Consider the following 25,460-nt stretch of genomic DNA (forward strand, 5'->3'; position numbering starts at 1 on the left):
GATGAACTATTTTTCTTGCATTGTCAACAATTGTGTCGGGTGTTTGGTTTCAGACGGCCTGAGATTGAAGGGTTTATTTGAAAATATCATCTTGTTTTAAATGAAAATCCATTTTTTCCAGAAGCGCGACCAAATCGGCTTCGGCTTGGGCGGCTTTAAGATTTTTTGCCAGTTCTACCAAGGCTACCGCATTTAATCGTTCTTTCTCCAGCCGTAGAGCTTCTTCGCTGAAGATTTTGATATTGTCTGCCGATTCGGCAGCATCTATTTTTTCAAATGGATAAAACGATTCTTCGTGTACGGCCAAACCGTCGGGCAAGGGGGCGGCATGGTTGAAATCGGCATCATTGACCGGCATCCATGAAGGATGGTTTTCAAGCAGGATAAATTGTCCGTCCATGCCGTTGATATGACGGAATAGGGTGGTTCGGCCATTGTGTAAACGCATAAGCCCGATTGTATGCCCAAGTCGGCAAACCGTCTAGAAACCTGTTTCTTTCCATTGGGACGATGGCTAATGGTGATATTATTAATTTTGACATAAAACAGTTTCGGCTTAAAAAAGACTGGATAAAACGCCCGTGTTTGTTATAATGAAGCTAAAGATTAATTCGTCCTAGTTTTTGGCAGCAGTACTTTTTTATTTAATTAACAAGAGAGGAAAACAAAATGTTTCCAGAATATCGCGATCTGATTTCTAAACTGAAACAAGAGGATGCACACTTTGCCCGTTTGTTTGAGGAGCACAACGAGCTGGACGATAAAATTACCGGTTTGGTGAATAACGTGGTAACCAGCGGCGCCGAAGAAATCGAGGAGCTGAAAAAAGCCAAACTCAAACTCAAAGACGAATTGTATGCCCTTTTGCAAAAAGCAGCAGGCAAATAATTAAAATTTGAATAAGGCCGTCTGAACGGTATGATAGGAATCTCGGATTTCGTTTCATACTGTTTCAGACGGCCTTTTTACTTGTTTGGTATTTTGTTATTTCTATTAGCACAATTTAACTTTTAATTGTAAATCACTCTTAATTGCATTGAAAACTCTGTTAAGTTTATTTAAAATCTCGAATAATTTTTATTTTGATTTTAAACAAACAAAACCAAGAGAAACAATGCAATGAAAACATTCACACTCGCCATTTTGCCTTTGGCGTTAATTAGTGCATTCTCACACGCAGCTGAAGAGAAAGCAGTTGAACAGGCTGAAGTCGATACCGTTTACGTTACTGCCGAGAAGCAGTTACAGCAATCGCTCGGCGTATCGCGTATTTCTAAAGACGATATCGACAAACGTCCTGCAGCCAATGATATTTCCGAATTTGTCCGCACCATGCCGGGTGTCAACCTGACCGGCAATACGGCAACAGGTCAGCGTGGCAACAAACGCCAAATCGACTTGCGCGGTATGGGTCCTGAAAACACTTTGATTTTGATTGACGGCAAGCCGGTTAATTCGCGCCAGTCCGAGCGGATCAGTATGCGCGGTGAACGCAATACGCGCGGCGACAGTAACTGGGTACCGGTTGAAGAAATCGAATCCATTACCGTTTTGCGCGGTCCGGCGGCAACACGTTACGGCTCGGGTGCGATGGGTGGCGTGGTCAATATCGTCACCAAAAAAGTGTCTAAGGAATTTAAAGGCCAAGTCAATCTTTACGCCAATCAGCCGCAAGACAGCAAAGAGGGCGCAACCCGCCGTATCGGATTCAATTTGAGTGGTCCAATTATCCAAGATACTTTGGGCTTCCGTATTTACGGCAATTTAAATAAAACGGATGCAGATGCTGCTGATATTAATGCCGGACACGGTAATGACAGCGCGGCCGGTGTCGAAGGCGTACGCAATAAAGACATTGCAGGCCGTCTGCAATGGAAAATCAGCCCTGCACAAACATTGATTTTAGACAGTAGTTACAGCCGTCAGGGCAATATCTACAACGGCGATACGCAAAACAGCAATCCGCGTTCTGCTTTGGTTAATTCTTTGGCCGACAGCAAAGCCGAAACTGCCCGCTTATACCGTTCCGCTTATTCTTTAACGCATGACGGCGCATGGGAATGGGGTGATACCAAAAACGTGATCAGTTATGAGCGTACAGTCAACAGCCACTTGCCTGAAGGTTTGGCAGGCGGTCCGGAAGGCAGCTATACAGGCTTGGATTTTGTTCAAAGCCGTCTGAAAAACCTGCGCTTTAGCAGCGAAGCAAATATTCCGTTTAAACTTGGTGTTGATAATGTGTTGACGGTCGGTGCGGAATTTACTGACAGTAAGTTGGACGATCCTGCTTCCAATAGTCAGGGATTTAAAGACCAAGGTAAAACCGATGCGTTTAACGGTATCTCCGCAACGCGCGGCAGCAAGGCTTCGCAACGTAACTGGGCAGCCTACGTTGAAGACAATATTTCATTGACCGACAAAACCCATCTGATTCCGGCTATCCGTTTTGACCACAACAGCGACAGCGGTAGCAACTGGAGTCCGGCTTTGAACTTCTCGCATCAAATCGGCGAAAATTGGTTGGTCAAAGGCGGTGTTGCCCGTGCGTACAAAGCGCCAAATTTGTATCAAACCAATCCTGACTTTATCCTGTACACACGCGGTCAGGGTTGTCCGCTTAATGCGCCGAACAGTGTCCGCTGCTACTACATGGGCAACAGCAATTTGAAACCTGAAACCAGCATCAATAAAGAGATTGGTCTTGAGTTTAACAAAAACGGCTGGCAGGCTTCCGCGACTTATTTCCATAATGCGTACCGCAATAAAATCGTGATTGGCGACCAGCTTATTGCCACCAGCAATATCGGCAACTGGCTCCTACAATGGGAAAATACGCCGAAAGCGACTATTTCGGGTATCGAAGGCAACTTGGTGATTCCGTTGCATGACACACTCAAGTGGAGCAACAATTTCACTTACATGCACAAATCCGAAGATTATCAAGGCAATCCATTGTCTTTAGTGCCGAAACACACCATCAACAGCACACTGTCTTGGACGCCGAACGAACGCTTCGATGCCAATCTGACCTTTACCCACTACGGCCGCACCAAGCCGCGCGGCGTGGCAGTCAACCGTTTGGAGCAAAACGGCAATCCGCGTGCAGGCGTGGCAGCGTTGTCTTCCGAACATAACCAAACGCAAGTCGGCTCTTACGGCATTTGGGGCATCAATGCAGGCTACAACTGGAACAAACGCGTGGCCGTCCGTGGCGGTATCAGCAATCTGTTTGACAAAAAACTGTACCGTACAACTGCCGGCGCACAAACGTACAACGAGCATGGCCGTGCCTTCTACGGCAGTTTGAAAGTATCGTTTTAAGTAGAAGCGTATTAAATCAGGCCGTCTGAAACGGTGTGAAATGAAATCTAAGATTTCTGACACATGGTTTCAGACGGCCTTTTGATTTTTAAATTTAGAAGCATTTGTTGTTACGGAATTTACCTCACTATTTTAAAAAAGTAAAAGGGCGACATTCGCCGCCCTGAGAATGCAAACTGCTTATTCGACCCAAGTCACCATTTCATCAATCGGTTTGCGTGATTTTTTAGTGATTTCTTTGGCACGATAGCCGAATGTTGCCGCTACGGATACGCCCCATTCGTTGGCATCAAACAGGCCTTCTGCTGCCAATACTTCGTTCATTTTGTCGTAGTTGAAGCCTTCGATTGGGCAGGAATCGATGCCGATGGCCGCTGCACCTGTAAGCATATTGGCCAAAGCAATATAGGTCTGCTTGCCGCTCCAGTCAAAGAGTGCGCGTTGGTCGTCGGCAATTTTAATGTCGGTTTCTTGGAAGCTTTTGTATCTTGCCAACGCTTTTTCCAGTTGCTCTCCTTGCAGGCCCCTGCGTTCGGCAACACTGCGGAAGAACGGGGTATCGTAACGGGCATTTTTCTTGGCAAGGATAATCACCAGATGGCTGCAGTCGTCCAGTTGGAATTGCATACCCCAGCTGAAAGGCTTGATTTTCTCACGCAGGGCTTTGTTTTGAATCAACAAGAATTTCCATGGCTCGGAGCCGACAGAGCTGGGAGAAAGGCGGGCAAATTCTAAAATCGCGGCAAAATCTTCTTGGCTGATTTTTTTGTTGGGATCGTAATAACGGGTGGAGCAGCGATTTTCGAATACTTGCAGCATTTGTTCGCGTGTAATTTGATTCATCTGGTTTTCCTAATAAATGAAGATGTTATTCCAATATCCGGTTCCTTTTGAGGCATCATTACCGGCATAACCTTAAGGAAGAAACAGGCTGGGGCAACACCATGTTAAATCAAACCTGACGGTCAGGCTATCTTTTAATTCTGAATTTCGCAAAAAAATTCGATAAATATCAATATCAATATGAAAAGGCCGTCTGAAACTTTAAACGTTTAAAGTTTCAGACGGCCTTTGATTTCAAATCCTCATTACAGATGAGGATTAATCAGGTTTTCTGGGGAGAGGATGCGGTTGAGCTCTTCTTCGCTCAACAAACCGCGCTCCAGTACGACTTCGCGCACGCCTTTGCCGGTTTGGGCGCAGATTTTGCCGACCAAGTCGCCATTGCGGTGGCCGATGTATGGGTTCAGATAAGTGACCAAACCGATGGAGTTGAAGACGTAGTGTTCGCAGATTTCGCGGTTGACCGTAATGCCTTTGACGCATTTGTCGGCCAGGTTGACCGCGGCATTGCCCAAGAGGGAAATAGTTTCAAACATACATTGGGCGATTACCGGCTCCATAACGTTCAGCTGCAACTGACCTGCTTCGGCTGCGAAAGTGATGGTGGTGTCGTTGCCGATGACTTTGAAGCAGACTTGGTTGACAACTTCGGGAATCACGGGATTGACTTTGGCTGGCATGATGGAAGAACCGGCCTGCAATTCAGGCAGGTTGATTTCTTTCAAACCGGCGCGCGGACCAGAAGAGAGCAGGCGCAAGTCATTACAGATTTTGGACAGTTTGACGGCTGTGCGTTTCAATGCGCCGTGTACCATCACATATGCGCCGCAGTCGGAGGTTGCTTCGATCAGGTTTTCAGTCAGTTTGCAAGGCAGGCCGCTGACTTCGGAAAGTTTCTCAACAACCAAAGCCGCATAGCCTTTAGGCGTATTCACGCCTGTACCGATGGCGGTGGCACCGAGGTTGACTTCAAGCAGCAGGGAGCGGGTGCGGTCGAGGTTGAGGATTTCTTCTTCCAGCAACACTTGGAAAGATTGGAATTCTTGTCCGGCAGTCATCGGCACGGCATCTTGAAGCTGGGTGCGGCCCATTTTCAAAACATCTTTAAATTCTTCGGCTTTGGCGGCAAAGGCGTTTTTCAGGATAGCCAGTTTGTCGAGCAATTCGCCGATGCTGTAATACACGGCAAGGCGGAAGCCGGTAGGGTAGGCGTCGTTGGTGGATTGGCTGGCGTTGACATGGTCCATCGGATTGACGATGTCGTAGTGGCCTTTTTCGTGTCCCAAGACTTCCAATGCGAGGTTGGCAATGACTTCGTTGGTATTCATGTTGACCGAAGTACCGGCGCCGCCTTGATAAACGTCGGACGGGAATTGGTCGAGGCAGCGGCCTTTGACCAATACTTCATCGCAGGCTTTTTCGATGGCGGTCGCGATTTCCGGCTTGATGGCACCCAATGCGCCGTTGGCTTGCGCGGTGGCTTTTTTAACCATGACCATGCTGCGGACAAATTGCGGTACGTTGGAAATTTTTTGCGTGGAAATTTTAAAGTTTTCAATGGCGCGCAAAGTATGGATGCCCCAATATACTTCAGCAGGGATCTCGCGGTCGCCCAATAAATCGTGTTCGATTCGTACAGTCATTTCTCTTACCTTCTCGTATAGTTGTGTTGGTGTGCATTATGCGTTTGGAACATTAGCCCAGTTCGGCACGATTGTCCAGTCTATAAGGCTTAATCGTCAGGGTGAAAACGTGCCGCTTCACGCTCTTTTGCGGCTGTCTCTTTATCTTTCAATTTCGCACCCAAGCCCAACATTTTTTCATATTCGGATTGCGGCGTGCCATCCTCTTCCATGCCGAATGCGCTGGCATTGACCCAAAGGGAAAGCAGGGAAACGATGAAGGCGAAAAAACCAACGATATACCAAAACATTTTTTTCTTCCTTGTGTGTCTGCGTGTGCAGATTGTTGTGGTTTGTAAAGATATGAATGTAGCACAAACGCGGTTGGGTTTAAATTCTTCTCCCGCATCCTTTCATTGATTTACCTGTAATTGTTTAGAAAAGAAAAGGCCGTCTGAAAAGTAAGACTTTTCAGACGGCCTTGGGGGCTTTGTCGGGAAGATTAGCCGCCGCATGCGCCGCAGCAACCGCCTTCGCCATGACCGCCGCGTTTTTCTTCGTTGTTGATAACGGGCAGCTCGGTTTCTTCGGTTTGCTCTTTTTTATCTTCAGGCAAATCGTTTACTTTGATTTTGTTTTCTTCGGACATGGTACATCCTTTCAATGGATTGAGGAGTGGAAAGATTCATAAAGATAGCATCTTTAAGCCGATAAACCAAGCAGCACAAAACTGCCTTGTGATAATGCCATGACTTGGAACAATAAATTTGCTTGTAAAAACGTTAAGGCTGTCTGAAAAATCCAAAGAGGAATATTGGTTTTATGGTTTGAAATGGCAGCAGAAAGATTTAAGAATACTTGATTTGAAGGGATAAACTGACATTGATTTCAAAAAACAATACAATGTTATCATCATCTGGAAAACGCCAATTTATCGGAGCATATATGTATTCACACCACAGCGAACGCCATTTCAGCGACCGCAACAACTGGCTTCGGGCAAGCGTGTTGGGTGCCAATGACGGCCTGATTTCTACTGCCTCGCTGTTGACGGGTGTAGCCGCTGCCGCGCCTGATTTCCAAACCCTGCTGTTGACGGGCGTTTCGGCGCTTATCGGGGGCGCGGTGTCAATGGCGGCGGGGGAGTACGTTTCCGTGTCCAGCCAATCGGATACGGAAAAAGCCGATTTACACAAAGAGCGTTTTGAGTTGGCAAATAATCCTGATGCGGAGTTGGAAGAGCTGACGGAAATTTACCGCCGCCGCGGTTTGACCGACCCGCTCGCTGTAGAGGTGGCCAAAGCCTTGATGGAACACGATGCACTCGCCGCTCATGCACGTGACGAAATCGGCATTACCGAAACCTCTGCCGCCCAACCCATGCAGGCCGCGCTGGCTTCTGCCGCTTCATTTTGTGCCGGCGCGATTTTGCCTTTATTGGTCGCGTTGACGGTTTCTGTCGCCATTGTTCCTGCCTTGGCAGTCTCCACTTTGTTCGGCCTGGCATTACTGGGCTATGCCTCCGCCAAACTGGGCGGCGCGCCTGTCATCCCCGCCGTTTTGCGCGTGTGCCTATGGGGCGTTGCGGCATTGGTGATAACTGGATTTATTGGAAAACTGGCCGGCGTGGCCGTCTGAATGTAAGGGCTTATATTCTTTTAAACCTGTATCCAGTAAAATTGAAAATCTATTTGATCGCTAAAGGCCGTCTGAAAATTTTTCAGACGGCCTATGGTGCTTGTATTTACTTATTACAAACTGTTTTGTCATGACTTATCCGATTCCCAAACCCCGTGAAAAATCCCGTTGGCTCAATCTTTCGCAAGGCTCGCTGCCCTTGGCTTTAGCGCGTTATCTGCCGCATAAGCAGCTCAAGGTTGTCTTGACCCAAGATGCGGAACAGGCGCTACGCCTTCAGACGGCCTGGTTGTTTTTCCGTCCGCACGATACGGCGGTGTTCCTGCCTGACTGGGAAACGCTGCCTTACGAGCGTTTTTCACCGCATCAGGATTTGGTGTCGGAGCGCTTGTCGGCATTGTGGCAGATTAAGAGCGGCGCGGCAGACGTATTGTTCGTACCGGTCGCCACGGCAATGCAGAAACTGCCGCCTGTGCCGTTTTTGGCGGGGCGCACGTTTTGGCTGAAAACGGGGCAGACTTTGGATATAGGCCGTCTGAAAACCGATTTGGTGGATGCAGGTTATAACCATGTGTCCCACGTTGTTGCGGCGGGCGAGTTTGCCGTGCGTGGCGGTATTGTCGATTTGTTCCCGATGGGCAGCGAAATGCCGTACCGCATCGATTTGTTTGACGATGAAATCGACAGTATTAAAACCTTCGATACCGAAACGCAACGCACCATTTCTCCCGTTTCCGAAATCCGCCTGCTGCCGGCGCACGAGTTCCCCACCGACAGCGAGGCGCAAAAGATTTTCCGCAGCCGCTTCCGTGAAGAAGTCGATGGTAATCCGAACGATGCGGCTGTGTACAAAGCCGTCAGCAACGGCCATTTCGGTGCGGGCGTAGAATATTACCTACCGCTGTTTTTTGAAAACGAGCTGGAAACGCTGTTTGACTATATCGGCGAAGATGCGCTGTTTGTCTCTTTGGGCGATGTTCATGCCGAGGCAAACCGTTTTTGGAGCGACGTTAAATCGCGTTATGCCATGGCGCAGGGCGACGAAACCTATCCGCCTTTGCTTCCACAGTATTTGTATCTCTCTTCTGATGTCTTTGCAGGCCGTCTGAAAAATTATGGTCAGGTATTGCCGGACATTTTGGGTGATGAACATATGTTGCCAAACTTGGCCGTCAACCGCCAAGCAGATGAGCCGTTGCAGGCATTGAAGGATTTTCAGACGGCCTTTAACGGACGGATTCTGCTGTGCGCCGAAAGTTTGGGACGACGCGAAACCATGCTCGGTTTCTTGCAGCAAAACGGTTTGAAAGCCAAAAGCGTGTCCGACTGGCAGGGCTTTTTGTCGGCGCATGAGTCGCTGATGATTACAGTGGCGCCGTTAGCTTACGGGTTTAAATTAGAAGATCAAAACATCGCGGTTATTACCGAATCCGATCTTTATCAATATGTTGCCCGCTCGCGTAAACATCATCGCAAGAAACACGCCGCCGTTTCAGACGGCCTGTTGCGCGACCTTGCCGAAATCAATATCGGCGATCCTGTTGTGCACGAAGAACACGGCATCGGGCGGTATATGGGCTTGGTAACGATGGATTTGGGCGGCGAAACTAACGAAATGATGTTGCTCGAATACGCAGGTGAAGCGCAGCTTTATGTGCCTGTTTCGCAACTGCATTTAATCAGCCGCTACTCCGGTCAGGCGCATGAAAACGTTACTTTGCACAAGCTCGGCAGCGGCGCGTGGAACAAGGCGAAGCGCAAAGCCGCCGAAAAAGCGCGCGACACCGCTGCGGAATTGCTCAACCTCTACGCCCAACGTGCTGCCCAATCGGGACACAAATTTGAAATTAACGAGTTGGACTATCAGGCGTTTGCCGATGGCTTCGGCTACGAGGAAACCGAAGACCAGGCCGCCGCCATCGCCGCCGTGATTAAAGATTTGACACAAGCGAAGCCGATGGACCGCCTCGTGTGCGGCGATGTCGGTTTCGGCAAAACCGAAGTCGCCCTGCGCGCCGCGTTTGTGGCGGTGATGGGTGGCAAACAGGTCGCCGTACTCGCCCCGACCACGCTTCTGGTCGAGCAGCACGCGCAAAACTTTGCCGACCGTTTCGCCGATTTCCCTGTGAAAGTCGCCAGCCTTTCGCGTTTCAACAACAGCAAAGCCACCAAAGCCGCGCTGGAAGGCATGGCGGACGGCACGGTTGATATTGTTATTGGTACGCACAAATTGGTGCAGGACGACATAAAATTCAAAAACTTAGGTTTAGTGATTATCGATGAAGAACACCGCTTCGGCGTGCGCCAAAAAGAGCAGCTCAAACGCCTGCGCGCCAATGTCGACATCCTCACCATGACCGCCACGCCGATCCCGCGCACCCTCAGCATGGCTCTCGAAGGCCTGCGCGACTTCTCGCTGATTACCACTGCGCCCAGCCGCCGCCTCGCCGTAAAAACCTTTGTCAAACCGTTCAGCGAGGGCAGCGTGCGCGAAGCCGTGTTGCGCGAACTCAAACGCGGTGGGCAGGTATTTTTCCTGCATAATGAAGTGGATACCATCGAAAACATGCGCGAGCGGCTGGAAACCCTGTTGCCCGAAGCCCGCATCGGCGTAGCGCACGGACAACTGCGCGAGCGTGAGCTGGAACAAGTGATGCGTGACTTTTTACAGCAAAGATTTAACGTGTTGCTCTGTTCCACCATCATCGAAACCGGCATCGACATTCCCAACGCCAACACCATCATCATCAACCGCGCCGACAAATTTGGGCTGGCGCAACTGCACCAGCTTCGCGGGCGCGTCGGCCGCAGCCACCACCAAGCCTACGCCTACCTGCTCACGCCCGAATACATCACCAAAGACGCAGAAAAACGCCTTGACGCCATCGCGGCGGCAGACGAACTCGGCGCAGGTTTCACCCTCGCCATGCAGGATTTGGAAATCCGCGGCGCAGGCGAAATCCTTGGCGAAGGACAATCCGGCGAAATGATACAGGTCGGCTTCACGCTCTACACCGAAATGCTCAAACAAGCCGTGCGCGACCTCAAAAAAGGCCGCCAGCCCGACCTCGACGCACCATTGGGCATTACCACCGAAATCAAACTGCACAGCCCGGCATTACTGCCTGAAGACTACTGCCCCGACATTCACGAGCGCCTCGTCCTCTACAAACGCCTCGCCGTCTGCGAAACCGTGCAGCAAATCAACGCCATACATGAAGAACTGGTCGACCGCTTCGGTCTGCCCGAACAACCCGTCAAAACCCTCATCGAAAGCCACCACTTACGGCTTATGGCAAAAGAATTGGGTATCGATGCCATTGATGCGACCAGCGAAGCGGTAACGGTAACCTTTGGAAAAAACAACAATGTCGATCCAACCGAAATCATCCTGCTGATTCAAAACGACAAAAGATACCGCCTTGCCGGCGCGGATAAGCTGCGATTTACCGCAGAGATGGAAAATATCGAAGTGCGGATTAATACAGTGAAGAACGTATTGAAGACTTTGAAAGAAAGGGTGATGGTTAAGTAAGGATAGAGGAAAAAAGGCCGTCTGAAAATTTTCAGATGGCCTTTTTATACTATTCCTACTTAATAAGTGTAGGTTGAATTGAGGACCAACAGAACTATTAAATTTATTGAAATCGTTAGGTTTATCAATCCAATCTACGCATTTAAGAATTTATAGTACTATCAGCTTCGGGAATCGAACCTAAAGTTGCTAAATCGATCAGGGAATTATTATGAAAATAAGGGCAATGATACTGGGTATTGCAGGCTTGATATTATCCGGCTGCTTTTTCTCTAATGAAGAAATTAAGTTGGAAGATATTTGGAATTTTAAAATTACTGTCAATGAAGCTAAGGGGAATAGGCAGGTTCATTTGACAGGCTTATTAGGCAATAGTGCAATGGGTATTTCAGATATCAAAACAACTAGCCGCAACGATGAGCTGAATATTACTTTATTTCAAAAATTAGCAGGTTCTGAATACTCAGGAACATTAGATAAAGAAATTGCTCTTGAAAACAATATCAAGAAGATTACTTATGGTTCTAAACACGAGATTATATGGCAAGACTAAAAATACAATAAAGGCCGTCTGAAAAAGATTCAGACGGCCTTTAAAATTATAAATAGATAGATTTTTTGACTATCTTATTTCGGCAACATTTTAAGAGTTTTCTGCGCAGAAAAAGGAATACAGCAACTGTATCATCTCGGTTACCCTCGGGTCGGCAATGTAATATTGCCGTTCCCGATGGTTCACTTCAAACGATACTAAACCGGCTTCACGCAGTAGGGCTAATTGGCTGGACATTGCTGCTTGCGGCAGTCCGGATGATTCAGCCAACTCGGTTACATTGTGCGGCCTTTCATGTAGTTTGCACAATACGGCGAGGCGGTTGGGATTGGCCAGTAGTTTGAGAAAAGCGCTGGCTTCTTCGTAGGGAGGTTGATTGTCGGCAATGGTCATTTTTCACGCTTGTCGGCAAATGGGGAGGTCGAATTATCAGTCATAATGTCCTCAGCAGCAACTTTCAGACGGCCTTTGCTTAATGGTTCCATGGCATTTTGGCCAGTAGGCGTGCCATGCCGCAGAATCCGGTTAGTCCGGCCGTCAACAGGCCTGCGCCGACCATCACGTCTATCAGATAAAACCAAGGCGATACCAGCCAACCTGCCAGCACGCCCAACAGAATCAAACTGCCCGCTATGGTTTGCACCTGCCGCATGATGTCCGGTGCCGACTGGTCGGCAACAATAGGAAGTCCTACTGATTTCCATGCCAGTAAGCCGCCTTCTAGAATATAACATTCGCGACCTTGGCCAAGCGCTGACAATATAGTTTCTGCCTGAGTTGTACGTTTGCCGCTCAGACAATAAAAAATCAGGCACGAGGCTGAATCATCGGGCAGTCTGTCTCGCTGCTGTTCAGGCGGAAGGGATAATGCACCGCCAATATGTCCGCCCCGATATTCGGCTTGGCTTCGGATGTCTACTGCCAACGCGCCCTCACGGATTTTTGCCATTGCTTCGGAAGGCGTGATTCGCGGAAGTTGTCCGAGCGTACTCATGTTTTGCCTTCGTTATTTTTTGTTGATGCGGCAGGTGTTGATGCCCAATAAGCTGTACAGTGCGCAGTTGCCAATCAGTGCTGTGCCCAGGGGGATGATGCCCAGCCAACCCCACCAGCCAATTTGTCCGGTAGCGGCTGCAGCAATCAGTGCAACACCGATAACAATACGGATTACGCGATCCAAAGTACCCAAGTTTCGTTTCATTTTATTGCTCCTTGTTTCAGAATGAATTGTCTATAAATAAATATATATAACAAAAATCATATATGAGAAATATTATAGCTTTAAAAATGACTTTGTCAAATGGTTTACAGTAAAAGTGTAATGAATATTTGCATTGTATTTTTTAAACACACAAATAGAATCAATCTCCAACGGCATGGTTAAATGTAAAAATACAGCCTTATATTTTCAGACGGCACTGGAGATGATCTATATAATATTTTATTTATATTGGAAGAATTGGTAGTCAGTTTTCAGAAGGAGTCAAATCATGACCGATTCGGAAAAGAAGTCCAATGGAGACGATTTGAAGACTGGATAATCTGTTGTGTAACTAGCAAGGGGGAGGAAATACTTTTAAATCAAATTGTCTACGAATTATAAAAGGCCGTCTGAAAACTGAATTTCAGACGGCCTTTAATTTCTTTATAACGTCGTTCGTATTATCAGAAACGATAGTTCACGCCCAAGGCAAACTCGCGGCCGCGTTCGTAGAAGGGCACGCGTCCGTTGCCGTCGGGGAAGCGTTGGCTGTGCGAACGGTATTGCTTGTTGCCGATGTTGTTGACGGCGAAGTTGACGTTCAGGTTGTCTTTTTTCAGCGGCTGCCAGTTGGCGTAGATGTCGTGTACGCCGTAACCGGCTTTCTTACCGTGTATCGTGCCTTGTCCGCGGGCGACATCGGTGTATTTCACGCTTTGGGCGTAGCGGCCGCGCCAGCCGATTTCGAGTTTGGGGTTTTCAAACTGGTAAGACAGGCCGGTCAGCCATTGGCGGCCGGTGTTCCAGAATGTAAACGAGCTTTCGTGGTCTTCTGCTTGAATCGGGCTTTCGCCGTAGTACATTTCGCCGTTCAGACGGGGTTTGACGTAGGACACGCCGGCGCGTGCGGTCAGACCGCCCCAGCGATAGGATGCGTCAAGTTCGTAGCCGTAGGTTTTGAGCGTGCCGCCGTTGTAAATCTTGCCGCGTTCGGTGATGGAGGCGGTGTTGTTGTTGATTTTTGCCCAACGATAGACGATGAGGTCTTTGATGCGTTGGTGGAACACGCTGCCGCTGACATTGAAGTTGTCGTTGCGCCATTTGAAGCCAATTTCAGCGCGGCGGGCAGTTTCGGCTTTGAGGTTGCCGTCCAAATCGGCGGCGGCACCTGCGCGTTCGTTAGCCAATAGGGCTTCGTTCAGACGCGGTGCGCGGCTTGCCTGATTGAGGTTTGCCAAGAGGGAGAAGTTGTCGTTGATGTCCCAAATCGCGCCGATGCTAGGGTTGAGCTGACCGTGCGACGCACTTTGTTTGCTGGCGGCATTGTATTTGAAATGGTCGTAACGCAGGCCGGTGGTCAAGGTAACGGGGTGCAGGTTCCAGATGCCTTCCGCGTACACGCCGTATTCGGCTTTTTTCTCTTTGTCGCGGTCATACAGGCCGAGAATCTTCAGCCATGCGCCTTTGTCGGACGGCTCGGAGGTTTCGTGGCGGTAGTTGACGCCGTATTTCACCATGTGTCCGTCGCCGAAGGAGCTGGCGAGGTTCAGATTCGCGCCGGTCGCTTTGATTTTGCTTAGCTCAAGCTGACCGATAGGAACGCCGCCTTGTGCCGTGCCGGAAGCTTGGGCTTTTGGAGAAGGAGCACCTTTAGGCGGTTTGGTGTCATCGGTATTGATTTGGAAGACGTTGGCGTCGATTTTGTCGATAAAGCCGACGTTGCGGCCACGGTATTCCAGATTGTAGGTCTGCTCTTTTTGATAAGTGCCGTCCACGCCGATGTAGCTGTCAACGTTTTGGAACTCGGCTTTGTCGGTGCGGTTGCCTTTTTGGTATTCCTGACGGTAGGTCAGGCGGATGCCGTGGTTGTCGTTGAAATCGTAGCCGAGTTTGGCGAGGTAGCTGTGCTGTTTCAGACGACTGCCGAGGTTGACATTGCCGTTGCCGTCTTTGTAGTCACGGTTGTTGAGGAAGTTGCCTGCAAACAGGGCATCGAAGCCGTTTTGATAGCCGTAAACCGCTGCGCTGCCGGTTGAGCCTTTATTGCTGCTCAAGCCTGCGCCCAGTTTGAAACCGAAAGGTTTGCCGTCGGTCAGCAGGTCTTTTGCGTCAACCGTTGTTACGCGGATGGTACCGCCGACCGCACCCAAACCCGCGCTCGCCGTGCCTGTGCCTTTTTCTACGTTGATGCTTTTTACCAAAGCGGGGTCAAGCTGGAAGCGGCTTTGGTGGTGGAAGATTTTTGTGGATTGGCTGGTGTTGTCGACTTCTAGGTTAATTTTGTCTTCACCAACGCCGCGGATGCTGTAAAACTGTGCTACGCCGTTGCCGCCACCGACATCCATACCGATTTGATCTTTCATGACTTGTTTTAAATCGGTCGAAATTTCGCGGTCGAGCTGGTTGCGGGTTACACGAGTCGGTACGGCAGTACCGGTAACCTTAATTTCATTCAGCTCGGCAGTTTCTGCGGGTTGCAAATTTTCGGCATGAGCAAAGCTTGTTGATAATGCGAGTGTAATGATGCTAAGGCGGAATACAGGAGAGGAGACCTTATTCATGATTTTTCCTAAGTGAAAATTGACTGCTTATTCTAATTATTCTAATAATGATTATCAAATTCTTAATAAATATTAATAAATATATTCTGTTTCATTTAAATCTAAAATTAATAGAATTTTAATAAAAATCAATTAGTTTATATTTTAGTTAAATTTAGTAAAGATTATTTGATTGGGAAATGGGTTGAGTCTTACTTTTTCCGAGAGGTAGAGAAGGGATAGCTTGAATATCTGTCAATAAAGAATTTTATCTATCAGTGTTTTATTTAAGAGGCCGTCTGAAAAGTATTTTTCAGACGGCCTAAATATTTATGTTTTACAGCAAAGGGCTCATCAGGCGGACGGCATTTTCTACGAGGCCGCGGAGTTTGGAGCGTTGTTGCCATGATTTGATGGCGATGTAGCTGCTGTTTTTAAGGTAGCTGCGCTGTAGGTGGCAGATTTGTTTGGTGGTGTCGCGATCGTAGATGGCAAGGCTAATTTCGAGGTTGAGGAAGAAGCTGCGCATGTCCATATTGACCGTGCCGAAGAGGGAGTAGTCTTCGTCAATGGTCATGGTTTTGGCATGTAAGAGCCCACCTTCAAACATGGCGATTTTGACACCGGCTTCCAGCAACATAGGGTAGTAGGCGCGTGAGGCGTAGCGTACCATCAGTGAATCGACTTTGGCTGGCAGTATCAGGGTCACTTTGACGCCGCGTTTGGCGGCAACGGTTAATGCCATGAGAAGCGGCTCGTCGGGGACAAAGTAGGGAGTAGTAATCGTGATTTGTTTGGTGGCGGCATAGATGGCGCTGATGATGGTTTCGTAAATAACGAAGCTGCCTTGCTCGGGGGCGGATGGAATGATTTGGGCAACAATATCGCCTTGTTGCATTTTTTCAGGAAGGATTTGGGGCAGCAGGCTTTGAGCTTGGTTGAGGTATGTTTGTACGTTTTGGAGGTTTTCATCGGTTTCGACGGCAAGGTCGGCGAAGAAGACGGCAGATAGTTCCAAAACCATAGGCCCTGTGCAGCGCATCATGACATCGACCCATTCTCCAACGCCGGAGTTTTGTTTGAAATAGCGCGGGTCGACGAGGTTGAAGCTGCCGGTGTAACCGATTTTGCTGTCAATAACGAGGATTTTGCGGTGGTTGCGCAGGTCGGTGCGCGTGAATAGTGTACGCCAGATGCCGACAGGCAATGAGGTATGTACTTCAACGCCTGCTTGGCGCAGTATCTCTATCCAATCGCTTTCAAAAAAACTCCTGCTGCCGACGGCATCGGCCAGAATGGCGCAGTCAACGCCTCGATCTGCGGCGGCAAGAATTTCATTTAAAATTTCTTCGATGCGGCCTTTTGGCTCGATAATGTAAAAAGCCAGCAGGCAGGAGTGGGTTGCGGCGCGTATGTCCGTAAGCATGCTGTCGATGATGGCATCGGTGGTTGAGAGCAGGTTCATGGCGTTGCCTTTGGTGGCACCCAGCCCCGTTCCTTTTTCGGCAACTTTACTGATGCCGTGGTAACGTGATTTGACTTGGTCGGCAATGTCGAGATAGATATCGGCTAGATGGGTGGCGGCAAAGTTGCGGTAGAAGCGGTTCATTTCGCCGGTACGTTTGGCGCGGGCGGTGCCTAGACGAGGCTCGCCGATAAGGATGTAGGCAATGGTTCCGAATACGGGGAAAAGGAATAGGATAATCAGCCAGGCAAAGGTTGAGCCGATGTTTTTTTGTTTGTACAACACGCGCAGCATACAGACGAGTGCGGCGCAGGTGTGGGCGAAGATGAAAATCTCGGTCCAGGTGATGTCTTTTAAAAAATTCATATTCGGTAGCGGGAGTGGATGTGTTTTTAAGTTTGAAGGTGTCAGCTGATAAGCTTCAGATATTAAGTATATAGAAAAACCGTCTGAAAGCAAAAACACGATTATCGTGTAAATTTGTTTTCAGACGGCCTTTTGAGTAGATAGTCTTTTTACGTTAAACCACTAAAAGATAGAGCCAATAGGCAAATCCACCCAGTGCCGCACCGGCAGGCAAGTCAATCAGGTAATGCTGTTTGGTAAACACGCAGGATAGTGCGATAAGGATAGGGAAAAGGAATGCGGCAATGCCCAAAGATGGCAACGCGTGCAATGCGGTCAGCGTGGCAACGGAAACATGCATGCTGGGGAAGCAGTTGCTGGCTTGGTCGAACTTTTGCACAAATTTTAAAAACCATTCGGATGGTGTTTTACCGGTATTGATGCTGCGCCAATGCGGTGGGGTAGAAACAGGGAACAGCCAGAAGAACAACATTTGCATAAACAGCAACATCAGAAAGCTGAATGCCATCATGTTGAAATGGCGGTGGTTGGTGGCGATAAGGTTGAGATAGAGGATAGCCGGGTAGTAAAGAAAACTATATACCCACGACCAACGCGGGCGGAATGGGATTTTTTCGTCTATTGGAGAATTCCAAACAATCTCTTTGCGTAAAGGATGGCGTTGGGTATAAAAGTAAAACTGATAAGCGCCGATAATCATCACGCCGCTTAATATCAGATTGACCAAATAGTCTTGGAAGGTCATGGTGTATGTTCCTAAAAATAGATTTTATTTGAAATGAATGTATGAATTTAAAAGAACGACATCATACCCATCTTTTGAAATATGTAAAATAATTTTTTCGATTTCTAAAAAATATAGGGTCAATTAAAGAAGATTAGTTGTTTTGCGGTTAATTCTGGCTAAAAGGCCGTCTGAAACCTGTTTTGGGAATTTTCAGACGGCCTTTGAGTTGCTTTAATTAACGGTGATACTGACGGGACAATTCGTGTACGGTATCGACCAAGATTTTGGCGTGTTCGGGGTCGGCGTGTTGGTTGATGCCGTGGCCGAGGTTGAATACATGGCCGCTGCCGTGTCCGTAGTCAGCAAGAATGCGTGCGACTTCGGTGCGGATAGATTCCGGTGTGCCGAAGAGGGCAAACGGGTCGAAGTTGCCTTGCAGGGCAACTTGTTCGCCGACGCGGCGGCGGGCTTCGCCAATGTTGCAGGTCCAGTCCAAGCCTAATGCATCTGCGCCGATTTCTGCCATGCTTTCCAGCCATAAGCCGCCGCCTTTGGCAAATACGATAACAGGCACGCGGCGGCCTTCGTTTTCGCGTTTGAGTCCGGCTACGATTTGACGGATATATTTCAGGCTGAATTCTTTAAATGCGGCATCGCTCAACACACCGCCCCAAGTGTCGAAAATTTGTACGGCTTGTGCGCCGGCATCGATTTGGGCGTTGAGATAAGCGGTAACGGCTTGAGCATTGGTGTCGAGGATTTTATGCAGCAAATCAGGGCGCGAATACATCATGGTTTTGATGGTGCGGAATTCTTTGCTGCTGCCGCCTTCAACCATGTAGCAGGCGAGCGTGAATGGGCTGCCTGAGAAACCGATGAGCGGAACTCGGCCGTCCAGTGCTTTACGGATGGAAGTCACTGCATCAAAGACGTATTGCAGTTTTTCCATGTCGGGAACTTGCAGTTTTGCAATGTCCGCTTCATGTTGCAAAGCGCGTTCAAATTTCGGGCCTTCACCTTCGGCAAAATACAGGCCCAAACCCATGGCATCTGGAACTGTCAGGATATCGGAAAACAGAATTGCCGCGTCCAGATCAAAACGTTCTAAAGGCTGGATAGTGACTTCGGTTGCCAGCTCGGTATTTTTACACAAATCGAGAAAGCTGCCTGCGCGCGCGCGCGTGGCTTTGTATTCAGGCAGATAGCGTCCGGCTTGGCGCATCATCCAGATGGGCGTGTATTCGACAGGCTGTTTAAGCAGGGCGCGGAGGAAAGTGTCGTTTTTCAGAGTAGTCATGATAAATAGGTTTTCTGATTTGGTGTGTTGGACAAAGTTCAGACGGCCTTAGATATGTATTGAGGCCGTCTGAAATGATTAAATGGTTGGTTCTGTTGTAGATTTCATACTGTCGCTTAATGCGAAATCAGCACATCAATTTGGTTGAGGAAGGGTTGCCGGATGTTCTTCTTCGACCACGCTTTCCAAAACCAGATTGCGTTGTTCTTGCGCTTTTTGTGGTTGATCGGTTTCATCAAACACGCGAGCCAAGACCAAATGTGCGGGTACGCTGGGTTGCAGGGCGATGCTGGCTTCGAGGTAGCCTTGGGCTTTGCCCCAAAGTTTGCGTCCGTAAGCCAGTTGGCCAAGATACATCAACAGCGGTGCATTGTCGGGTTGTTCCTGCAGCCAAGAATCTGCCAAGTCGATGGCTTTTTGTTGCTCGCGCTCGCTTAGGAAACGCACGGATTCGACAAAAGCTTCCAAGAGTTCAGGCTGGCGGGTTTGCGGATAATGGGTTTTAACCCATTTGACCGCATCGGCATACAAACCTAAACGCTCGTATTTTTCGGCAATCGCAACACACAATTCACCTGATTTCAAGCTTTCTGGAATGTGTTTCAAACAAGCTTTCAGACTGCGTGCATCGGTTACTTCGCTTAAGAGGCGGCGATATGCCCAGTTTTGATACTGTTCGGCTTCGTAATCGTTGATGGCGCCGGCTTTGACCAGTTTTTCTGCTTTTGCCAAAACATCTGAAGCATCGCCATGATCAAAGGCATAACGTAATTGCAGACGGACCAAGCGGCTTAAGTTGCTATTGATTTTTGCCGCTGCTTCAAGGTTTTGTGCGGCAGTCGGATAATCGCGGCGGCTCAGTGCAGATTCAGCCAGCAAAAGATGGCGGGAAAGCTGTTGTTTTTGTGGCAGGTGTTCGATTTCGTGCAGGTAGCGGTCGCGCAATGCGAAGTTTTCCATTTGGTCGGCCGCGTGCGCGCCCAACATCAAAGCCAGGGTGCGGTTGTCGCCTGCTTCCTTGTTTTGCAAGACTTTGGCGGCTTCTTGTTCGGCTTTTTCAAAACGGCCTTCAAAATATGCCAGACCTGCGCTGTTCAAAGAGGCAGAAGCCTGACGGCCTTTGCGGGCGATGCCGAAGCGTTGCATACGCGCCGGAATGTTCAAGAGGCCGAACACGAATTTAATCAGGAAATACAAGACGAATACGCTCAACAGCAGGCCTAAAACAAAGGCATGCAGATTGATACGCAGCATGGTTTGCTCAACCACGACATACACGTTGCCGGTATAAATGCCGGAAGCCAACGCTAAACCGACGGCGGCGGCAAACAGAATGACAATCCAAACGACGGTTTTCATGCTTGCTCTCCTTTAATTTTGGCAGCAGGCTTGGTTTGGTTTTGTGGTTTGGCAGCTTCGGTGGCCGGTTCTTTTTTGTTTTCAGACGGCAATGCAGGTGCTTCCAAAGACTGAGGAGCGGAAGCGGCAGCCGGTGCGGAAGTTGTGGCTTGTTCGGTAGCTGCAGCCGGTGCGGAAGCGGTTTTCTCGGTAGCTTGGGTTTGTGCAGCTTCTTCGGTCGTCATTTGTGTACGAGAACCTTCTTGATAAGCGCGAACGGCGCTCAAGCTGGCTTTCAGGCTGTCGTCTGAAATCATGCGGACATCAAGGGCTTTGAGTTCGGCCAACTCTTTCAGCCATGACTGGGTAGCAGGGGATTTGCTGTCGAAGTATTGCTTCACGGTTGCTTCAACGTTGTTCAAATCGCTTTGATACACTTCGCCGTTGTGTTGCAACAGGGCAATGCGCGCATCCAAAAGGCGCAGGCGCAGGTTTTCACGGATGAAGTAGGTTTGATCGGGTGAAATCAACATGGCGTCGTTGCTGTCCAGATGACGGACTTCAACCAAGCCTTTGAGGGCATTGAGGGATTTCTCCCATGTGTTTTCCCACCAAGTTCCTGAATTGGCGGCTTCGACAGGCGCGGCACCTGGTTTCAATACGCCGTCCAAGACTAAAGGCAGTCCGGAAATACCGGTTTCCAAACGGTCGATACGCAAGGCAGTGGCGGAAATATCGACATAAGGACGGTTTTTCAGCGCGGCCAAATCATTGCTGATGGCTTGCTTGATGGGGATAAGCTCAGGCTGTTCAAAACGGCTTAAGCGGCTGTCAATGTGTTCCAATACGCTGACCGCGCCTTGAAGGTTGCCTGACAGCATCAATTGTTGCGAAGCAGTGTTCAACATGGATTCAGCTTCGTCGACCAGCCAGTTGATACGGCCTTTGAGCAGCTCTTGATAAGCTTTCTGCGTTTGCAGGATTTGATCGCTATTGTTTTTTTGACCGTTGTTCAAGCGGTCTAACTCGGCCTGAATAGCGGTTTGGCGGTTGAGGTTGTCTTTTAGAAGGCTGGCGTTTTCAGACTCGCCCAATGCAGCTTTGTCGATTTTTTGGTTGAATTCGAGCTCTTGGTTTTTTAAAACATTTTGACCCTGTACAAACAGGAATCCGCTCGCGCCCAAGCTAAGCAGTGCCAAGACGGTTGCACCTGCAGCCAAGGCTTTGTCGCCAGATTGTTTGATGATAACAGGGGAGTTGTTTTGTGGGAGATTGTTGGACTCGGGCATGCTCGCCTCCACTCGCTGAGGTTGGGTAGGTTTGATTTGTTCAGACGGCCTGGTGTTTTCAGAATGTTCAGGCGCCGGAGCTGCCGTATTGGCAACTTGTTGGGTATCTTTATTGTCTTCGACTGGGCTCACTGCTTGGCTCCTTTGTGGCATGGATGAAAGTGCAGCGGATAGAGAAGTGACGGTTTCTACATGTTTGGCACCGACGATGCGAAGCGCATCGGCAATGCGCGGATGATGGGTAAAGTATAGCAAGGATTCGAAGAATCGGGAAAATTGCGGCGGAATCTGATGGAAAAATTCGCGCGCAAGTTCACCGGATGTGACGTAGGCGGCGGCGATGTCTTCGGTTTTAAAGTTCTGCCAATCGATGGCGTGTGGCCGTCTGAAATAGATTTCGGCGATGTCGATTTGGAAACCCAGTTCGGTCAGTTTGTCTGCCAGAAAATCACGGCCGCCATGACCTCGAATGATTAAAACTCGGGCATTGGGTGGCAGGTTTTTCCAAATAGGCATTCTCAAGACGGCTTCGCTGTCGTTGCCATCTTCGGGAGAGAATACGGGATAGGGGGAGAATTGTGCCAAAGTATGTTGGCTGGTTTGGCCGACGGTAATGTGTGCTCTGGGGCCGTCTGAAAAGTTCAGGTGCGGCGCTGCGGTTTCAATAGCGGTGGGGCTGACCCAAAACACGACATCGGCTTGCTTGAATTGTTCGGGAAGTTTGTTTAGCGCCGAAAGATCCGCCTCTATTTCAATCGGACTCAATACCTGAGCCTGCCAACCGGCTGCATGGCAGGTTTGGATATCTTGCTGTGGACGGTTGGACGGACGGATGATGAGTAGAGTAGGCATAATGTGGGATAAATTATTAAGGTTTAGGCCGTCTGAAAGAAGGGCTTCAGACGGCCTGCTGCCGGGGATACGTTATTGATCGACGAATGCGCGCTCAATTAGGTAGTCGCCGCGGACACCGGTTTTCGGAGAAACGGTCAGGCCGAATTCGTCCAAGACGTTGCAGGTGTCTTTCAGCATAGCAGGGCTGCCGCACAACATGGCGCGGTCGTCTTGCGGATTGATTTTAGGCAGGCCGATGTCTTCGAAGAGTTTGCCACTGCGCATTAAATCGGTCAGACGGCCATGGTGTATATAGTCTTCGCGTGAAACGATTGGATAGTAAATCAGTTTTTCTTTAACCAAGTCGCCCAAGTATTCGTGTTCGGGCAATTCTTTGGTGAAGCGGTCGTAGTATGCCAAATCTTTTTTGTAGCGTACGCCGTGAACCAAGATGATTTTTTCGAATTGCTCGTAAATTTCAGGGTCTTTGGTAATGCTCAAGAAAGGGGCGATGCCGGTACCGGTGCTCAAGAGGTAGAGGTGTTTGCCCGGATTCAGGTCGCCAGCAACCAATGTACCGGTCGGTTTTTTACTGATGAGGACATCATCACCGACTTTAAGGTGTTGCAGGCGGCTGGTCAATGGGCCGTCTTGTACTTTAATACTGAAAAATTCCAGATGCTCTTCCCAGTTGGCGGAAGCCACGCTGTATGCGCGCATCAGCGGTTTGCCGTCTACCATCAGGCCGACCATGACGAATTGGCCGTTTTCAAAGCGCAAAGATTCGTCACGGGTGCAGGTAAAAGTGAAGTAAGCGTCGGTCCAGTGGTGTACGGACAAGACTTTCTGGGTATTGAATGCTGCCATTGATATTTCCTGTCGGATAAGGCCGTCTAAAAAGGGTAGGTCGGGGCGGCCAAGGTTAATAAAAAGAATGGAATGTGCAGCTCAGCTATTTGCTTGCTGGTTTGGCTGATTTTTCGCTGAGGCTGTGCAGGTCGGAATAGCGTCCGCCTGCGCTGATTAATTTATGATGAGTGCCTTGTTCGACGACATTGCCTTCATGCATGACAACGATGTTGTCGGCTTTTTCGATGGTCGAAAGTCGGTGGGCAATCACCAATGTGGTACGGTTTTGCATCAGATTTTCCAATGCGGTTTGCACCAAACGTTCGGATTCATTATCCAATGCGCTGGTGGCTTCGTCCAAAATTAAAATCGGCGCATTTTTCAAAAGCGCACGCGCAATGGCGAGGCGTTGACGTTGGCCGCCGGACAGTTTTAAACCATTTTCGCCAACTTCAGTGTGCAAGCCTTGCGGCATTTTTTGGATAAATTCCCAAGCATTCGCGGCTTTTGCAGCATTGATAATTTCTTCTTCACTGAATTTGTCAGCTTGAGCATAGGCAATGTTTTCAGCAATCGTACCATTAAACAGGACAACGTTTTGGCTGACGAATGCCATGCGGCTGCGCAGGCTTTCGAGCGTATATTCATTGATGTTGACGCCGCCAATCAAAACCTTGCCTTCATCCGGATTAAGGAAGCGCGGCAACATATTGGCCAGGGTGGTTTTACCGCAACCCGATGCGCCGACCAATGCAGTCACTTTGCCTTGTGGGACAAGCAGGTTGATATGGTTCAAGCTGTTGCGTTCGGCTTCAGGATAGCGGTGTACAACATCGCAAAATTCGATATCGCCAGGGTTTGGGCTGAGAATCTGTTTGCCTTCGTTGCTTTCTTCAGGTTGATCCAAAAAGGTGAAGACACTTTCTGCCGCCGCCAAACCGCGTTGAAGGGACTGCATCACGCCGGTCATGCGTTTGATGGGGTCAAACATCATGATCATGCTGGATAAAAACGACATAAAATCGCCTGCACTGAAGCCGGAAAGCCCTGCTTGGCGTGCGGCTGCATAAATAATCGCAGCCAGTGCAACCGAAGCCATTAATTGCGTAATGCCGGTACCGGCAGAGCTGGCGGAAACCTGTTTGAGCAGGTTGCGGCGAACATCATTGGCAATACGGTCGAAGCGGCGGTTTTCATAATCTTGACCGCCGTAGATTTTTACAACGCGTTCACCATTAATGCTTTCGCCCAAGACCTGCATCAGCTGGCCAAGATAAATTTGGTTGTTGGCAGACAGTTTGCGCAGGCGTTTGCTGACTGTTTGGATACATACAGCAACAACCGGCAAGATGATAAAAGTAATCAGGGTCAAACGCCAGTTCAGATAAGTCAGCAAGCCCAATAGGCCGACTACGCTCACGCCGTCTTTAGCAATCACGGTAATGACGTTAAACCCTGCATCGGTAATTTGATTGACGTCGTTCAAGATACGAGACATCAAACGGCCGCCGGTATTGCTGCTGAAATACGAAGTCGGCAGGTGCATCATTTTGTTGAACATTTCACCGCGCAAGCGCTGCACTAAGTGGCTGGAAAGATAAGTCGTGCAATATTCATTAATGAAGTTGAACAGGCCGCGGACGAAAAACAGCGCCACAATTGCCAGCGGCAACCATGACATGCTTTTCATGTTTTTATCAACAAAACCTTCATTAATCAAAGGTTTGAGCAAGTAACCGAAAGCCGGCATCGTACCGGCGACAATCAGCATGGCCACTACGGAGACGATAAACATCTTCCAATAGCTTTTTAAATATCCAAGCAAACGCTTGTACAGCTCCCAGTTGGATGCGGCTTGTGTTGTCTGCATATCAATCCAGATTTAGAGCAAACATGCAATTCTAAACGAAAATATCTGTCATTACAATGTTTGCAATTGAAAGTCAAAAGGAGTCGGTATTGTTTTAACACCTTGATTTTATATTAGGAACGACTGCAGCGTGGTGGGTTTGGCAATAATGTTACCCACTTCTCAAATATCG

General features: G+C 48.8%; 21 protein-coding genes and 1 pseudogene. 5 read left to right on the forward strand and 17 right to left on the reverse strand.

Going from position 1 to position 25,460, the window contains the following annotated elements:
- Positions 1 to 73: 73 nt before the first annotated feature.
- A complete protein-coding gene (locus DBY97_RS04615; protein WP_070461683.1) occupies positions 74 to 448 on the reverse strand; it encodes a hypothetical protein in 375 nt (124 codons plus the stop codon).
- 221 nt (positions 449 to 669) lie between these two features.
- On the opposite strand from DBY97_RS04615, the gene DBY97_RS04620 reads away from it, so the two are divergent.
- Together DBY97_RS04620 and DBY97_RS04625 are read left to right on the forward strand one after the other, a co-directional pair.
- Positions 670 to 888, forward strand: a complete 219-nt coding sequence (locus DBY97_RS04620; protein ID WP_003746288.1) for a YdcH family protein — start codon at positions 670 to 672, stop codon at positions 886 to 888.
- 231 nt (positions 889 to 1,119) lie between these two features.
- Positions 1,120 to 3,321 carry a FepA family TonB-dependent siderophore receptor gene (locus DBY97_RS04625; protein WP_107857609.1) on the forward strand — a complete coding sequence of 734 codons (2,202 nt, stop codon included), beginning with the start codon at positions 1,120 to 1,122 and terminating at the stop codon, positions 3,319 to 3,321.
- A gap of 180 nt (positions 3,322 to 3,501) precedes the next feature.
- Here the strand turns inward: DBY97_RS04625 and DBY97_RS04630 are convergent, their stop codons facing one another.
- The 4 genes from DBY97_RS04630 to DBY97_RS11430 all read right to left on the reverse strand — a co-directional run bounded on the left by DBY97_RS04630 (position 3,502) and on the right by DBY97_RS11430 (position 6,435).
- Positions 3,502 to 4,164 (reverse strand): NAD(P)H-dependent oxidoreductase, encoded by a 663-nt coding sequence (locus tag DBY97_RS04630; protein WP_107723409.1) that lies wholly within the window; start codon positions 4,162 to 4,164, stop codon positions 3,502 to 3,504.
- A gap of 245 nt (positions 4,165 to 4,409) precedes the next feature.
- Entirely contained in the window at positions 4,410 to 5,807 is a 1,398-nt protein-coding gene (aspA, locus tag DBY97_RS04635) for an aspartate ammonia-lyase (protein ID WP_107857610.1), read from the reverse strand.
- A gap of 89 nt (positions 5,808 to 5,896) precedes the next feature.
- Positions 5,897 to 6,097 carry a hypothetical protein gene (locus tag DBY97_RS04640; protein ID WP_003746297.1) on the reverse strand — a complete coding sequence of 67 codons (201 nt, stop codon included), beginning with the start codon at positions 6,095 to 6,097 and terminating at the stop codon, positions 5,897 to 5,899.
- Positions 6,098 to 6,288: 191 nt separating this feature from the next.
- On the reverse strand, positions 6,289 to 6,435 hold the full coding sequence (locus DBY97_RS11430; RefSeq protein WP_164836719.1) for a hypothetical protein: 147 nt from the start codon (positions 6,433 to 6,435) through the stop codon (positions 6,289 to 6,291).
- Between the two features lie 296 nt (positions 6,436 to 6,731).
- Between DBY97_RS11430 and DBY97_RS04645 the strand changes: the two genes are divergently transcribed.
- The 3 genes from DBY97_RS04645 to DBY97_RS04655 all read left to right on the forward strand — a co-directional run bounded on the left by DBY97_RS04645 (position 6,732) and on the right by DBY97_RS04655 (position 11,512).
- Positions 6,732 to 7,424, forward strand: coding sequence for a VIT1/CCC1 transporter family protein (locus DBY97_RS04645; protein ID WP_107848990.1), 693 nt, complete (start codon positions 6,732 to 6,734; stop codon positions 7,422 to 7,424).
- A gap of 130 nt (positions 7,425 to 7,554) precedes the next feature.
- Positions 7,555 to 10,959, forward strand: coding sequence for a transcription-repair coupling factor (mfd, locus tag DBY97_RS04650; RefSeq protein WP_107857611.1), 3,405 nt, complete (start codon positions 7,555 to 7,557; stop codon positions 10,957 to 10,959).
- 211 nt (positions 10,960 to 11,170) lie between these two features.
- The gene (locus tag DBY97_RS04655) at positions 11,171 to 11,512 is read left to right on the forward strand and encodes a hypothetical protein (RefSeq protein ID WP_107857612.1); all 342 of its coding nucleotides are present in this window, start codon (positions 11,171 to 11,173) and stop codon (positions 11,510 to 11,512) included.
- 90 nt (positions 11,513 to 11,602) lie between these two features.
- On the opposite strand, the gene DBY97_RS04660 is transcribed toward DBY97_RS04655, so the two are convergent.
- From DBY97_RS04660 to msbA, 12 genes and pseudogenes are all read right to left on the reverse strand, one after another.
- Positions 11,603 to 11,905: an ArsR/SmtB family transcription factor gene (locus DBY97_RS04660; RefSeq protein ID WP_107857613.1), complete on the reverse strand. Its 303-nt coding sequence runs from the start codon at positions 11,903 to 11,905 to the stop codon at positions 11,603 to 11,605.
- A gap of 79 nt (positions 11,906 to 11,984) precedes the next feature.
- Positions 11,985 to 12,506 (reverse strand): rhodanese-like domain-containing protein, encoded by a 522-nt coding sequence (locus tag DBY97_RS04665; protein WP_107857614.1) that lies wholly within the window; start codon positions 12,504 to 12,506, stop codon positions 11,985 to 11,987.
- Between the two features lie 12 nt (positions 12,507 to 12,518).
- Positions 12,519 to 12,713 carry a YgaP family membrane protein gene (locus DBY97_RS04670; RefSeq protein ID WP_003685761.1) on the reverse strand — a complete coding sequence of 65 codons (195 nt, stop codon included), beginning with the start codon at positions 12,711 to 12,713 and terminating at the stop codon, positions 12,519 to 12,521.
- A 464-nt stretch (positions 12,714 to 13,177) separates the two neighbouring features.
- A complete protein-coding gene (locus DBY97_RS04675) occupies positions 13,178 to 15,274 on the reverse strand; it encodes a TonB-dependent receptor plug domain-containing protein (RefSeq protein ID WP_107857615.1) in 2,097 nt (698 codons plus the stop codon).
- A 316-nt stretch (positions 15,275 to 15,590) separates the two neighbouring features.
- A complete protein-coding gene (cls, locus tag DBY97_RS04680) occupies positions 15,591 to 17,084 on the reverse strand; it encodes a cardiolipin synthase (RefSeq protein ID WP_107857616.1) in 1,494 nt (497 codons plus the stop codon).
- 154 nt (positions 17,085 to 17,238) lie between these two features.
- Positions 17,239 to 17,829 (reverse strand): phosphatase PAP2 family protein, encoded by a 591-nt coding sequence (locus DBY97_RS04685; RefSeq protein ID WP_107857617.1) that lies wholly within the window; start codon positions 17,827 to 17,829, stop codon positions 17,239 to 17,241.
- A 217-nt stretch (positions 17,830 to 18,046) separates the two neighbouring features.
- Positions 18,047 to 19,108 carry a uroporphyrinogen decarboxylase gene (hemE, locus tag DBY97_RS04690; protein ID WP_107857618.1) on the reverse strand — a complete coding sequence of 354 codons (1,062 nt, stop codon included), beginning with the start codon at positions 19,106 to 19,108 and terminating at the stop codon, positions 18,047 to 18,049.
- A gap of 135 nt (positions 19,109 to 19,243) precedes the next feature.
- Positions 19,244 to 20,467 carry a heme biosynthesis protein HemY gene (locus DBY97_RS04695; RefSeq protein WP_107857619.1) on the reverse strand — a complete coding sequence of 408 codons (1,224 nt, stop codon included), beginning with the start codon at positions 20,465 to 20,467 and terminating at the stop codon, positions 19,244 to 19,246.
- The gene (locus tag DBY97_RS11470; protein ID WP_234394524.1) at positions 20,464 to 21,735 is read right to left on the reverse strand and encodes a uroporphyrinogen-III C-methyltransferase; all 1,272 of its coding nucleotides are present in this window, start codon (positions 21,733 to 21,735) and stop codon (positions 20,464 to 20,466) included. Before DBY97_RS11470 ends, DBY97_RS04695 begins: the two co-directional genes overlap by 4 nt.
- A gap of 216 nt (positions 21,736 to 21,951) precedes the next feature.
- Positions 21,952 to 22,587 (reverse strand): annotated as a pseudogene (locus DBY97_RS11475) (uroporphyrinogen-III synthase); the annotation flags it as partial.
- Between the two features lie 72 nt (positions 22,588 to 22,659).
- The gene (locus tag DBY97_RS04705) at positions 22,660 to 23,436 is read right to left on the reverse strand and encodes a ferredoxin--NADP reductase (protein ID WP_107857621.1); all 777 of its coding nucleotides are present in this window, start codon (positions 23,434 to 23,436) and stop codon (positions 22,660 to 22,662) included.
- Positions 23,437 to 23,521: 85 nt separating this feature from the next.
- On the reverse strand, positions 23,522 to 25,288 hold the full coding sequence (gene msbA / locus DBY97_RS04710; protein WP_107857622.1) for a lipid A export permease/ATP-binding protein MsbA: 1,767 nt from the start codon (positions 25,286 to 25,288) through the stop codon (positions 23,522 to 23,524).
- Between the last annotated feature and the right edge of the window lie 172 nt (positions 25,289 to 25,460).

The organism is Neisseria subflava (assembly GCF_003044645.1).
Taxonomy (GTDB): domain Bacteria; phylum Pseudomonadota; class Gammaproteobacteria; order Burkholderiales; family Neisseriaceae; genus Neisseria; species Neisseria subflava_B.

Excerpts from the sequence above, each read along its gene's own strand:
- DBY97_RS04615 (WP_070461683.1), bottom strand. The coding sequence starts at position 448 with ATGCGTTTACACAATGGCCGAACCACCCTATTCCGTCATATCAACGGC.
- DBY97_RS04620 (WP_003746288.1), top strand. The coding sequence starts at position 670 with ATGTTTCCAGAATATCGCGATCTGATTTCTAAACTGAAACAAGAGGAT.
- DBY97_RS04625 (WP_107857609.1), top strand. The coding sequence starts at position 1,120 with ATGAAAACATTCACACTCGCCATTTTGCCTTTGGCGTTAATTAGTGCA.
- DBY97_RS04630 (WP_107723409.1), bottom strand. The coding sequence starts at position 4,164 with ATGAATCAAATTACACGCGAACAAATGCTGCAAGTATTCGAAAATCGC.
- aspA (WP_107857610.1), bottom strand. The coding sequence starts at position 5,807 with ATGACTGTACGAATCGAACACGATTTATTGGGCGACCGCGAGATCCCT.
- DBY97_RS04640 (WP_003746297.1), bottom strand. The coding sequence starts at position 6,097 with ATGTTTTGGTATATCGTTGGTTTTTTCGCCTTCATCGTTTCCCTGCTT.
- DBY97_RS11430 (WP_164836719.1), bottom strand. The coding sequence starts at position 6,435 with ATGTCCGAAGAAAACAAAATCAAAGTAAACGATTTGCCTGAAGATAAA.
- DBY97_RS04645 (WP_107848990.1), top strand. The coding sequence starts at position 6,732 with ATGTATTCACACCACAGCGAACGCCATTTCAGCGACCGCAACAACTGG.
- mfd (WP_107857611.1), top strand. The coding sequence starts at position 7,555 with ATGACTTATCCGATTCCCAAACCCCGTGAAAAATCCCGTTGGCTCAAT.
- DBY97_RS04655 (WP_107857612.1), top strand. The coding sequence starts at position 11,171 with ATGAAAATAAGGGCAATGATACTGGGTATTGCAGGCTTGATATTATCC.
- DBY97_RS04660 (WP_107857613.1), bottom strand. The coding sequence starts at position 11,905 with ATGACCATTGCCGACAATCAACCTCCCTACGAAGAAGCCAGCGCTTTT.
- DBY97_RS04665 (WP_107857614.1), bottom strand. The coding sequence starts at position 12,506 with ATGAGTACGCTCGGACAACTTCCGCGAATCACGCCTTCCGAAGCAATG.
- DBY97_RS04670 (WP_003685761.1), bottom strand. The coding sequence starts at position 12,713 with ATGAAACGAAACTTGGGTACTTTGGATCGCGTAATCCGTATTGTTATC.
- DBY97_RS04675 (WP_107857615.1), bottom strand. The coding sequence starts at position 15,274 with ATGAATAAGGTCTCCTCTCCTGTATTCCGCCTTAGCATCATTACACTC.
- cls (WP_107857616.1), bottom strand. The coding sequence starts at position 17,084 with ATGAATTTTTTAAAAGACATCACCTGGACCGAGATTTTCATCTTCGCC.
- DBY97_RS04685 (WP_107857617.1), bottom strand. The coding sequence starts at position 17,829 with ATGACCTTCCAAGACTATTTGGTCAATCTGATATTAAGCGGCGTGATG.
- hemE (WP_107857618.1), bottom strand. The coding sequence starts at position 19,108 with ATGACTACTCTGAAAAACGACACTTTCCTCCGCGCCCTGCTTAAACAG.
- DBY97_RS04695 (WP_107857619.1), bottom strand. The coding sequence starts at position 20,467 with ATGAAAACCGTCGTTTGGATTGTCATTCTGTTTGCCGCCGCCGTCGGT.
- DBY97_RS11470 (WP_234394524.1), bottom strand. The coding sequence starts at position 21,735 with ATGCCCGAGTCCAACAATCTCCCACAAAACAACTCCCCTGTTATCATC.
- DBY97_RS04705 (WP_107857621.1), bottom strand. The coding sequence starts at position 23,436 with ATGGCAGCATTCAATACCCAGAAAGTCTTGTCCGTACACCACTGGACC.
- msbA (WP_107857622.1), bottom strand. The coding sequence starts at position 25,288 with ATGCAGACAACACAAGCCGCATCCAACTGGGAGCTGTACAAGCGTTTG.